General features: G+C 71.2%; 6 protein-coding genes. All 6 read left to right on the top strand.

Annotated elements, in window-relative coordinates; genetic code table 11:
* The first annotated feature begins 9 nt into the window (after nt 1–9).
* The 6 genes from IE267_RS38295 to IE267_RS38270 all read left to right on the top strand — a co-directional run bounded on the left by IE267_RS38295 (nt 10) and on the right by IE267_RS38270 (nt 12,123).
* Entirely contained in the window at nt 10–4,545 is a 4,536-nt protein-coding gene (locus IE267_RS38295) for a thioester reductase domain-containing protein (RefSeq protein ID WP_308428892.1), read from the top strand.
* Nucleotides 4,546–5,239: 694 nt separating this feature from the next.
* The gene (locus IE267_RS38290) at nt 5,240–5,923 is read left to right on the top strand and encodes a TetR family transcriptional regulator (RefSeq protein WP_189766444.1); all 684 of its coding nucleotides are present in this window, start codon (nt 5,240–5,242) and stop codon (nt 5,921–5,923) included.
* A 102-nt stretch (nt 5,924–6,025) separates the two neighbouring features.
* Nucleotides 6,026–6,811: a thioesterase II family protein gene (locus IE267_RS38285; RefSeq protein WP_189766443.1), complete on the top strand. Its 786-nt coding sequence runs from the start codon at nt 6,026–6,028 to the stop codon at nt 6,809–6,811.
* Between the two features lie 55 nt (nt 6,812–6,866).
* Nucleotides 6,867–7,559, top strand: a complete 693-nt coding sequence (locus IE267_RS38280; RefSeq protein WP_308428891.1) for a 4'-phosphopantetheinyl transferase family protein — start codon at nt 6,867–6,869, stop codon at nt 7,557–7,559.
* A gap of 132 nt (nt 7,560–7,691) precedes the next feature.
* Nucleotides 7,692–10,034, top strand: coding sequence for an ATP-binding protein (locus IE267_RS38275; RefSeq protein WP_229861662.1), 2,343 nt, complete (start codon nt 7,692–7,694; stop codon nt 10,032–10,034).
* 475 nt (nt 10,035–10,509) lie between these two features.
* On the top strand, nt 10,510–12,123 hold the full coding sequence (locus tag IE267_RS38270; protein WP_189766441.1) for an aspartate aminotransferase family protein: 1,614 nt from the start codon (nt 10,510–10,512) through the stop codon (nt 12,121–12,123).
* Nucleotides 12,124–12,209 lie beyond the last annotated feature (86 nt).

The following is a 12,209-nucleotide window of genomic DNA, read 5'->3' as shown; positions in this document are numbered from 1 at the left end:
GCGGCTTTGGTGGTGGCGCGGTCGCGGTTGATGCAGTCGGCTCGTGCGGGTGGGGCGATGTTCGCGGTGCAGGCGGGTGAGGATGAGGTGGCGGCTCTGTTGTCGGGGGTCGGTGACGGGGTGGGTATCGCTGCTGTCAACTCGCCTTCGTCCACGGTGATTTCGGGCGACGCCGACACCGCGGAAACCGTGGCCGAAGAGCTGCGGCGGCGCGGGCGGAAGACCACGCGGCTCACGGTCAGTCACGCCTTCCACTCCTCGCACATGGACTCCGTGCTGGCCGAGTTCCGGCACGTGGCCGACCGGTTGACCTATCACCCGCCCGTCCTGCCCGTCGTGTCCACCCTGACCGGCCGGACAGCCAAGGGCGACGACCTGCGGACGGGTGAGTACTGGGCCGCTCAGCTCCGCGGCACGGTCCGCTTCGCCGACGCCGTGGGGAGCCTGGCCGAGCAGGGCGTGAAGAACTTCGTCGAGCTCGGCCCCGACGCGGTCCTCACTCCGCTCGTTCACGCGAACGTCGATCCGGCCGGGGCCGCCGCGACCGGGGCGATCGTGCCGTTGCTGCGCCGCGATTCGCCAGAGGCGGAGTCGACCGTCACCGCCCTTGGACGGCTGCACAGCCACGGCGTGCGGGTGGACTGGGAGGCGTTCTTCGCGGGCACCGGCGCCCGCCGCGTCCCGCTGCCGACATACGCCTTCCAGCGCGAGCGGTACTGGATCGAGGCCTCGCCGGACAACGGAGATCCGGCGCACCACGGCCTGCGGGACGTCGGTCATCCTCTCCTCGGAGCGGCCATCGGCGTCACCGCCGAGGCCGAGGCATTGTTCACCAGTCGTGTCTCGCTGCGCACACACCCGTGGCTGGCGGGCCACGTCCTCGACGGATCGGTCGTCCTGCCGGCATCCGCCTTCGTGGAACTCGCGGTGCGCGCGGGCGACGAGGTCGGCTGCGACGTCCTGGACGAGTTGGACACGGCGGTGCCGCTCGTCATTCCAGAGCGCGGGACCGTACGCATACAGGTCGCTGTGGGGGCGCCCGAGGACGGCCGGCGGCCGGTGACCATCCATGCGAGGCCCGACGAGGCCGACGTGCCGTGGACCCTGCACGCGCACGGTCTGCTGAGCCTGCAGGGGCCCGGCAGCGCGGACGGTCTCACCTCGTGGCCCCCCTCGGAGGCGGAGCCGCTGGACCCCGACGAGGTGTACGGGCAACTCGCGCGTACGGGTGCCCGGTACAGCTCCGCTTTCCGATCCCTGAAAGCCGCCTGGCGTCTGGGCGACGAGGTGTTCGCCGAGCTCGCCCTCGACGAGGAGGCGCGGGCGGACGCCGAGGGCTACCTGCTCCACCCGGCGCTGCTCGACGCGGCGCTCCACACCGCGCTTCTCCCCGCTCGCCAAGGCGTGCCCGACGGCAGGGCCCGGGTCGTATCGGCCTACCGCGGGGTGCGGTTGCACGCGAGCGGGGCATCGGTCCTGCGCGCCCGGCTGACCCTGGACGGCGATCGCGTCGGCGCCGTGGTGCTGGCCGACCGGGCGGGCGCACCCGTCGCCTCCATCGACTCCGTCGAGACCCGGCCGACCGGCAGCGACGAGGTCGGGGACGCGGCGGCGCGGGCGGGCGACAGCCTCTTCCGCGTCGACTGGGCACCGGTGCCCCTGAGGTCGGCCGGCGAGACGGTGCGGTGGGGCGTGTGGGACGGCACGGAGGCCGGCGGCCCCGAGCTCGGCGGCCCGCGCTTCAGTGAGCCGGAGGAGATCGCGCAAGCGATCGCTTCCGGTGTGCCGATCGACGCGGTGGTGCTCCGGCCGGCACCGTTCGCAGGCTCCGACATGGTCGCCTCGGCACACGACGTCACGCGTCGCGTGCTCGGACTCGTGCAGCAGTGGCTCGCGGATGACCGGCTCGCCGGCACCCCGCTGGTCGTCGTCACGAGGGATGCCATGCGGGTGCGGGACACGGATCTGGTCGACCCGACCGCGACCGCTGTGTGGGGTCTGCTGCGCTCGGCGCAGTCGGAGGCCCCCGGCCGCATCGTCCTCGTCGACACCGACACCGACACCGACGTCATGGGTGACACGGGCAACACAGGCGCGGGCGCATACGTCGGCGATGGATTCCTCGGCGTATCACCGGCAGCTCTCCTCGCCGCGGGCGAGCCGCAGGTCGCCATCCGGTCGGGACGGCTCCTCGCCCCCCGCCTCCAACGCGACGAGAACACCGTCGACACGGATCACTCGGCGCGGTGGGACGCCTCGGGAACCGTACTCATCACCGGCGGTACGGGATCGCTCGGCGCTCTCTTCGCACGTCACCTGGTGCGTGTGCACGGAGTCGGGCACCTGCTGCTCACCAGTCGACGTGGTCAAGATGCCTCCGGAGCAAGGGAGTTGGCGCGCGAACTGGAGGCGCTCGGCGCGCAGGTGACGATCGCCGCCTGTGACGTGGCGAACCGTGCGGAGCTGGCCGCGCTGTTGTCCGCCCTGCCGGAGCGGCACCCGCTGACCGGAGTGATCCACGCGGCCGGCGTTCTGGACGACGGGCTGGTCGAGGGCCAGACTCCCGAGCGCCTCGCCGCCGTGCTGCGCCCGAAGGTGGACGCCGCCTGGCATCTGCACGACCTGACCCGTGACATGGACCTTTCGGCATTCGTGCTGTTCTCCTCGATCGCGGCGGTACTGGGAGGACCGGGCCAGTCCACCTACGCGGCGGCCAACTCCTTCCTGGACGGCCTGGCGCACCGGCGCGCCGCGTCGGGACTCACCGCGACGTCGCTCGCCTGGGGGCTGTGGTCACAGGAAGGCGGTATCTCGGGCGGACTTGAGGAGGCCGACCTCAAGCGCATCGCCCGCAGCGGCTTCCGTCCGGTCACCTTCGACTCGGGGCCCGTGCTGCTCGACCTGGCGCTCCGCCGGGGCCGGCCGGCGCCGGTGGCCTCACCCATCGATGTCACGGCCGTGCGGCGACAGGGCGATGTCCCGGCCCTGCTGCGCGGGCTCGTGCGGACCACGCCGCGGCGCAAGGTGCGGGACTCCGGCGCCGACGTCGAACCGCTCGCCGAGCGGCTCGCCGCGCTGCCCGAAGCCGAGCAGCGCCAGCTCCTGAACGCGGCCGTCCTGGCCGAGATCGCGGGGGTGCTCGGCCACGCGGACGCCACGCGTCTCGACGAGCAACAGCCCTTCCCGGCGCTCGGGTTCGACTCCCTGACCGGGGTGGAGCTGCGCAACCGCCTCAATGCGCTCGTCGGTCTCCGGCTCCCCGCCACCTTGGTGTTCGACCATCCCACCCCCGCGGCGCTGGCCGCCTACCTCCGTGGCGAGCTGCTCCAGGAACGGCCCGACGATGCCACGGCGGGCCGGGACAGCTTCGACTTCGGTGCGGAGGTGCGACTGGCGGACGACATCCGCCCGGCGGCCGACGTCGTTCCCGTCGTCACCGACCCACGCGACGTGCTGCTCACGGGCGCGAGCGGGTTCCTCGGTACGTTCCTGCTGCGTGACCTGCTCCGGACGACCGACGCGGTCATCCACTGCCTGGTGCGGGGCAGTGACGAGTCACAGGCATTCGCCCGGCTGCGGGCGAGCATGGAGCGCTACGGCGCGCAGGACGCACTGGACCCCGGGCGCGTCAGGATCGTCGTGGGTGACCTGGCGCGCCCGCGCCTCGGACTGTCCTCCGCGGACTTCGACCACCTGGCCGAGACGGTCGACGTCGTCTACCACAACGGCGCCCAGGTCCACTGGCTGCACCCCTACCAAACCCTCAAGAACGCCAATGTGCTGGGAACCGAGGAGGTCCTGCGGCTGGCGGCGCGCCACCGAACCGTACCGGTGCACTATGTGTCGACCGTCGGGGTCTTCGCCGGTGCGGCGGTCGCGGGCGTACCGCTGAAGGTGAGTGATCCGACCGGCCCCGCCGAGAAACTGCCGAGTGGCTATCTCCAGAGCAAGTGGGTCGCGGAGCAGCTCATCGGCATCGCCCGAAACAGGGGGCTTCCCGTCTCCGTCTACCGCGTCGACGTCATCTCCGGAGACCAGGAGAACGGTGCCTGCCAGACCAGTGACTTCGTATGGCTGAGCATGAAGGGGCTCATCCAGGCGGGCGCGGTGCCGGCGGAGGTCGGCGGGCGGTTCCATCTGCTGCCGGTGGACTACGTAAGCGCGGCCATCCTCCACATCTCGCGCCGGCCCGATGCCGACGGCCGGACGTTCCACCTGTTCAACCCGAGTTCGGTGACCCTGCAGGAGTGTGTGCGCCGGCTGCGTTCGCTCGGCTATCCGCTGGACGACGTGGACTGGGACGCGTGGCGGGACCGGGTGCACGGGGACCCGGCCAACGCGATCGTTCCGCTGCTGCACGCCTTCGAGATGATGACGGGGGACACCGACGCGTTCTACCCGCCGATGGACACCACGGAGACCGAAGCCGCATTGGCGGGCAGCGGCATCGTCTGCCCGCCGGTGACGGAAGAACTCTTCGCCAAGTACGTCGGTTACTTCGCGCGGACGGGGCACTTCCCGCCCGCCACGGCCGCTCGGTCCTGACCTGGACTCTGGGCGTCCGGTCCCGGGCCTGTGGGCCTGCCGACGGACTTGGCCTCCGGCAGGCCCACGGTTCGTAGGGTGATCGGCGTTGCCCCGGTTCCTGCCCCGTCGGCGGGAACCGGGGCAACGCCGCATCGAGGGGCAGCGACCGGAGGCCGCCCCGAAGTTCGTCCCGCCGGGAAGCCCGTGCCCAGTGTCGGTGTCGGGGTACGAAGGCCAGGTCTGCCGCCCGGCCGTACTCTCCCTCCGGGACCAGAACGAGCCACTCGACTCGGCACGCAGCGGGCTTCGGCAGGTGGCCGTGGCGATCGGCGTCAGGACCGGAGCCCGTATTCCGATCGACGTCGGTGACGGCCCGACGAGGGCAGAGCCCCGAACCCTGCGCCGCCGACGGTCGCGCCGCCCACGTCCGCCCGCCCGCACGTCGGGCAGTCCGGGTGGTGGCGGGGGTCGACAATGCGCCAGCTGTGCGTGGACGTTCCGGTCGGTGAAACCGGCCATTCCGGTTGCAGCGTGTGCATACCCGGTGCGCATGCGGTTATATGGGCGGCCACATAGGCGCGGCTTCACCCGACGGCCGACGGTCCGGCCACCGGTCTCGAACGGCTGCCCTCGGCCGACGATTCAGCACGCGGCGACGTGGCACGTCGTTGTGCGCACCAACCAGTCGATCAACGCCCCTCCGGAGTCCTCCATGACCAAGCAGTACCGCTCGCTGTGCACACGCCAAGACTTGATCCGTTCGGCCGCCGAGGTGATCGACCGTTCGGGATTCGCGGAATCCTCCATCGTCACCATCAGTTCCGGGGCCGGTGTCAGCACGGGTGGACTGCATTTCCACTTCAAGAACAAGCAGGTGCTGGGCGAGGCCGTCGAACTCGCCGCCGCGCAGGCCCTGTTGTTCATCACGGGCGGAGTTCCGCTCCGGCACCCGGCACCTGTGCAACTGCTCATCGACGCCTCGCACGCGCTGGTGCGCGGCCTGGCGGCCGACCCGGTCCTGCGAGCGGGCTTCGGCCTCGGCCGTGACGCCACCTGGCAGGGCGTCGTCAATCTGTGGGAGCAGTGGCAGGACTGGATCCAACTGGTTCTCACCGTGGCGCGGGACCAGGGCAGCCTCGCACCCGACGTGGCGCTGGAGGGCCCGGTGTCCGCCATCACCGCTGTCGTGGCCGGCCTCGAAGTCCTCGGTGGCAAGGACGAAGCATGGCGTTCCTGCCGTGTGATCACGCAGTTCTGGCAGTTGCTGCTGCCCGGACTCGTGACAGAGGTGGTGCTCGGTGGGCTCATTCCCGAGGGCTCGCCCGCGATACCCGGGGCTGCGGACGTGAGTTGGGCCCCCGACACCCGGTTGCAGCAGGTCTGCGGAGTGGCCTGAGCAGGCCGGTTGTGCGTACTTTGTGCCTCCCTTGAACAGCGCCGCGCATCATGGGCGAAGCCCGGCTCGCAACGGGCCGAGCACCGTGACAAGGGAGTTGACGTGGGCAACGAGTGGCTTCGCAGGTTCACCCCGCCGGGCGGAGGCCCCCGCCCGGCCGCCGATGCCATACGGCTGATCTGCTTCCCGCACGCGGGTGGCGCGGCCAGTTCCTACCTCTCGCTGGCCACCGCACTGACACCGGCCGTAGACGTACTGGCCGTGCAGTACCCAGGACGTCAGGACCGCCGTCGCGAGGCGCCCATCGAGGACATCGGACGGATGGCGGAAGCCCTGGCCGACGAGATGCGCGGGCAGACCGAGAAGCCGTACGCCTTCTTCGGCCACAGCATGGGCGCGGTGCTCGCCTACGAGACGGCCTGCCGTCTCGACGAACGGCACCTGCGCGGACCCGCAGCCCTGATCCTCTCCGGCCGCGGGGCGCCCGCCCCGCGGCCCCGGCTCCACGACCAACTGCGGACCGACGCCGACATTCTGGCGGCGGTGCGCCGGCTCGGCGGCGCCTCCCCGCAGGTCCTCGACGACCCGGAGATGCGGGACATGGTCATGCCCGCGCTGCGCGCCGACTACCGGGCGATCGGCTCGTACGCCTGGCAGCCGCGTGAGCCGCTGGACACGCCGGTCACCGTGCTGATCGGAGACAGCGATCCGGTGGTCACCGTGGAACAGGCTGCGGCCTGGGCCGACTTCACCACGGCGACCACACGCACACACGTTTTTCCCGGAGGCCACTTCTACCTCGACAGTCACCTGCCGCGGGTGGCCGCGACCCTCACCGCCGCCCTGAGCCGCTTCGCCCCGGCCACGGCGACCTTCCCCGGAAAGTAGCGGCCCCCGTGCCACGCGTCATGGGAGGGAGAACGGCAGCCGGGGGAACGGGTCGGTGCCGGTGATCGAGCTGCTGCTGTCCGAGCCGACGGCGTTCGCGGAGTCCTTCGAGGACGAGCCGAGCTCGGGCCTCTTTCCCGCGGAGGACGAGCTGGTGGCCGGGTCGGTGCCCCGCCGCCGCCGCGAGTTCACCACCGTACGCGCGTGTGCGAGGCGGGCGCTGGGGCAGCTCGGAGTCGCCTCCGTGCCGATACTGCCCGGCCTGCGGGGCGCCCCCGGGTGGCCTGCGGGAGTGGTCGGCAGCATGACGCACTGCGTGGGTTACCGTGCGGCCGCGGTGGCCCGCACCGAGGACGTGGTGGCGATCGGCATCGACGCCGAGCCCAACCTGCCGATCAGGACCGACGGGGCACGGGACCTGGTGACGGTGGCCGAGGAGCGGGCCCGACTGCCCGTGTTGCGGGCACGTCGACCCGAAGTCCACTGGGACCGGCTGGTGTTCAGCGCCAAGGAGAGTGTGTACAAGGCATGGTTCCCGCTGACCGGACGGTCGCTGGACTTCGACCAGGCGGTCGTCACCGTCGACCCGGACGAGGGCACCTTCCAGGCGCGCCTGCTGGTGCCGGGCCCCGTGTTCGACGGAGGACGGCTGACCGGCTTCGAGGGGCGCTGGCTGCTCCGGCACGACGTGTTGCTGACCACCATCGCGCTCGCTCGCCGCGCGTCGGCTGCCGGGGCGCTTGTGTGAGTTTTGTGTGTGATTCGAGCACGCTGCTGCACGATAGTGATCGGAATTGACCACTCCCTGGGTGTGTTCGGGGATTCGAGTCATCGGTTGCGTGGGGTTGGGGGCGCGATGCAGTTCCGAATACTGGGGCCTATGGAAGTCGACGGCAGCGACGGGCCGGTGAATCTGGGGGGCACGAAGCAGCGCGCCACGCTGGGGCTCCTGTTGCTGCAGGCCAACAAGGTCGTGGCCACAAGCCAGTTGCTGAACGCACTGTGGGGTGCGGACGACGCGCCCACCACGTCGCGCAAGATCCTGCAGAACGCGGTGTACGGGCTGCGCGGCGTCCTCTCCTCGGGCTCAAGACGAAACGGCGGCCCCGACCAGCACGACGCGACGTTACTGACCCAGCCGCCCGGCTACATGATGCGGGTGGCTCCGGAACAGGTGGATCTGCACCGGTTCCACGCATGGGTGGGGGAGGGGCGGGAGAAACTGGCTCAGGGCGCGTCGGAGCCGGCGGCGTCGCTCCTGCACGACGCACTGGGGTTGTGGCGGGGACCGGCCCTGGCCGATCTGGTGGAGGCCGGAATCGAGTGGCCCGAGCTGGTGGCGGTTCAGAAGGCGCGACTTGACGTGCTGGAGGACTACTTCGAGGCCCAGTTGGCCTGCAACCGCCACCATGTGGTCCTCGCCGACCTTGAGATGATGGTCGAGACCGAGCCGCTGAGGGAGCGGTCGTGCGGTCAGCTCATGCTCGCTCTGTACCGGTGCGGGAGACAGGCGGACGCGCTCAACGTGTACAGCCGCATACGAACCGCCCTGGTCGAGGACCTGGGTCTCGAACCCGGGCGTGGCCTGCAGCAGCTCCAGCAGGCGATCCTCACTCAGGACCCCGAGCTGTGCCGGCCCGCCCCGGGCGCGGGCCGGCCGTTCACGACGGCGGACGGCAGCGCGGCCACGGAGCGCCGGCCGGCCGTGCTGTCGGTCGCTCCGGTCGGCGGCGGGGCGAACGCCGAGGCCTGGGGAACCCATGCGGCCGAGCCGACGGTTCGAACGCCGACGAGCGAGACGGTGACGGGCCGTACGCCGGTGGGTGACGTGGTGACGGGCCGCGCGCCGGTGGCCGAGGTGGTGGCGGCAGCGGCGTCGACCGGCGGGGCGTCGGCGAACGAGAGGCCGCCGGGTGGGTCGCCCGCCGACGACCCGTCGGCCGACGAGGCGGCGGCGCGGCAGCCGAGTGTCACCCGCCATCAGGTCAGCGCGCTGTCGATACGCACCTGGCTCGCCCCCACGCTGGGCGGAGCCGACAGTGCGGAACTCGACCAGCTTCTGAACGGCACCGCATCCGTCGTGCGCAAGCAGGTCGAGCGGTTCGGCGGCACGGTGACCGCGTCCATCGGATCGGTGACCCTGGCGCTGTTCGGGTTGAGCGGGCCGCGTGCGGACGGTGACGACGACGCCCGACAGGCCGTGCTGGCGGCGCTGGCGATCCGCGACGTACTGGACGCGTCCGACGGGTCCGGTCCTGCGGTGGCCGAGCTGACGGTGCAGACCGCCGTGACCAGGGGCGGTGTGCTGGTGTCCAGGCGCGATCACGCCGACGCGCCGACCGTGGTCGGCGCGGTTCTCGACGAGTCCCAGGCGCTGCTGTCCAGCGTGCCCGCCGGTGCCGTGCTCGTCAGCGACGCCGTCCGCCGGACGGCCGGTGACGCCGTCGTCTGCCGTCCGGCGGACGTGGGCTGGCAGGTGCTGGGAGTCCGCGAGGCACACGGCGGGCCGGGGCCGACGGGGGACACGGAGGGGTCCTGTGAACTCGACGTCCTGCGGGGGCTCATGAAGCGGACCCAACGCAGGTCGGCGCCGTACCTGGTCACGGTCCTCGGTGAGTCCGGGACCGGGAAGAGCCGGCTGCTGGGGGACTTCGAGCACTGGGTGACCGGCCGCTCGGAGGCACCCGTCGTCCTGATCGGGCGCACCCCGGCCGCGACCCAGGACGATGCGCTCGCGGCCCAGGCGCAAATCCTGTCCGCCTACTGCGGCGTCCGGCCCGGCGACGACGAGGCGACGGTACGCGCCGCGCTCTCCGACCGGGTGCGCTCGCTGTTCTCCGCGGACGCGGACCGCATACTGTCCTCGCTCCTCGCCCTCCTCGACACCGGTGCCGAAGCACTGCTCCGCGTGGTGTGCCCGGAGGAAGTGCTGGGCGCCTGGTGCGAGTTCTTCCGCGCCGCCGTCCGGACCGAGCCCATCGTGCTGTGCATCGACGATCTGCACCATGCGACCGACTTCGTGCTGGACGCCATCGAGGGGCTCGCCGAGTCGGCGGGGCCCTGCCCGCTGTTCGTGGTCGCCTGCGCGGGTCCCGAGCTGGTACTGCGCAAACCCAACTGGACCGGCGGCAAGCGGCACGCCACCACGGTCACCCTGGACCAGCCGGTCAGGGTCTCCAGCGAGCGACTCGTCGAATTCCTGCTGTCGGCGGCGAACGGCTGACGGGGACGCGCGGCGGGTCGCCCGGCACACCATCGGACCGGCTACCGGCTACCGGCTGACCGTGGGGCTCCGCCGTACATCGGCGGGACGTGGCCCGTGATGCGTCCGCCCGCCCGCCTTCCGGATCGACGGAGGGGCGGCTGCCGCCCGAGCGATTCGCCCAGCAGGCCGACGACCGGCCGCCGGCAGGGGCGCGGGCGTGGCATGCCCGTCGAACGGACCGATGCGCGTGGCCATTCCGCGCCGGCCCCCGTCCATCTCACCACTCCCCAATCTCCCCACTCCCTCTCTTCCTGGCCTCGGCACCTCATTGCCCAGTAATCAATGGTTCACCTTCTCGCCGGGCCGCCCGGATGACTCGGACGTGACCGAACACTGGAATGGCCGGGACGGTAATTCCCGCAAGATGTATCCGGCATCAGGAGCGCTCTCCACTCCTGCCGCACAAACTCGTCACGCGTCCCGAGGGAGCGACATGAATTCCGAAAACGCTGTACCCGAGCTGGCCGAGCCCAATTTGCGGGCCCTTCTGGCGACGGCTGGACTCGACGTCGAATACGTACGTGCGGAGGGGAACACCCTGTACCGCCGATCGGAAACGGGCGGGGAGTCCGTCGAGATACCGGTCCTCGACTGTGCCGGGGGCTACGGGTCGTTGATGTTCGGGCACAACCACCCGGAGCTCCTGGCCGTGGCCCGCCGGCTCCTGGACGACCACACCCCCGTGCACGCACAGTTCTCGTCCCACCCCTACGCCAACAGCCTGGCGGCCGAACTGAACAGGATCGTCCGCCGCGAGACCGGCAGCGAGGAGTGGTACTTCGCCACCTTCGCCAACAGTGGCGCCGAGGCCGTCGAGGCCGCGGTCAAGCATGCCGAACTCGACCGCGTGCTGCGGCTCGCGGAGCTGACCGAGAGGATCGAGGCCACCGGCGAGCAGGTGCGGGCGGCGGTTGGCAGCGGCGCCGCGGTCCTGCCGGACGAGGTGCTGACCCGACTGGGCGTCGAGCGCCCCGCGGGGACGGGCGCGGCCGGTGGCGCGGACGCGGTCGAGGCCGCGCTCGCGAAGATCACCGAGGAGAACGCGCGACTGCGCGCCAAGGCACCGGTGTTCCTCGCCCTGGAGGGCGGCTTCCACGGCAAACTCATGGGCAGCGTCCAACTGACCCACAACGCCGGCTACCGGGAACCGTTCGCCGCGCTGGGGGTGCGGACCCGGTTCGTCCCCGACGACCGGCCCGAGGCCCTGGAAGAGATCCTCAAGGAGGAGGGCGCCACCCTCCTCCAACTCGTTGTCGAGGACGGGCTCGTCCGCGTCGTCGAACACCCCCACCCCGTCTTCTGCGCGTTCCTGGTGGAGCCGATCCAGGGCGAGGGCGGCATCCGCCCGCTGTCGAAGGAACTCGCCCGGTCCATCCAGGCGTTCGGCGAGGCGGCCGACTGCCCCGTCGTCATCGACGAGGTGCAGAGCGGCATGGGCCGCACCGGCGCCCTGCTCGCCAGCTCCCACCTCGGGCTTCGCGGCGACTACTACGCACTCGCCAAGTCACTGGGCGGCGGTCTCGCCAAGGCGTCCGTGATGCTCGTGCGGGAGTCCCGTTACCGGCCGCAGTTCGAACTCGTGCACAGCTCGACCTTCGCCAAGGACAGTTTCTCGTGCCACATCGCGCTCAAGGTGCTCGAACTCCTCGAAGCCGATGACGGCCGGGCCTACCGGCAGGCCACCGAACGCGGTGCCGCCCTGCACGGCGCCCTCGAACGGGTCCGTGCCGCCTTCCCCGATGTCGTCAAGGACGTACGGGGCAAGGGGCTGATGCTGGGATTCGAGTTCCAGGACCAGAGCCTCGCCGACGACGAGACGATCGCCGGAGCCGCCGGCACCGGCATGTTCGGCTATGTGATCGCGGGCCATCTCCTGCACGCCCACGGCATCCGGACCTTCCCGACCGCGAGCGCGACGAACACGCTGCGCTTCGAACCCTCGGTCCTGCTGACGGACGACGAGATCGGCCGGATCGAAAAGGCACTCACCGATGCCTGCGAGATTCTCCGCGCCCAGGCATCCCACCGGCTGGTCACCTCTTCCTGACCGGCCTGCAGCCAAGGTGACCGGCTTACCGGTGCCCGATGGGCGATCAGCCACCGACTAATTACTCCGAGCGGCGTCGAAAGTTC

Origin of the sequence: Streptomyces xanthochromogenes (genome assembly GCF_014650455.1) — a bacterium.
GTDB lineage: Bacteria > Actinomycetota > Actinomycetes > Streptomycetales > Streptomycetaceae > Streptomyces > Streptomyces xanthochromogenes.
This window is presented reverse-complemented; position numbering and strand designations above follow the sequence as displayed.

Coding starts and splice junctions, on each gene's coding strand:
- IE267_RS38275 (WP_229861662.1), top strand. CDS start 7,692: ATGGAAGTCGACGGCAGCGACGGGCCGGTGAATCTGGGGGGCACGAAG.
- IE267_RS38290 (WP_189766444.1), top strand. CDS start 5,240: ATGACCAAGCAGTACCGCTCGCTGTGCACACGCCAAGACTTGATCCGT.
- IE267_RS38270 (WP_189766441.1), top strand. CDS start 10,510: ATGAATTCCGAAAACGCTGTACCCGAGCTGGCCGAGCCCAATTTGCGG.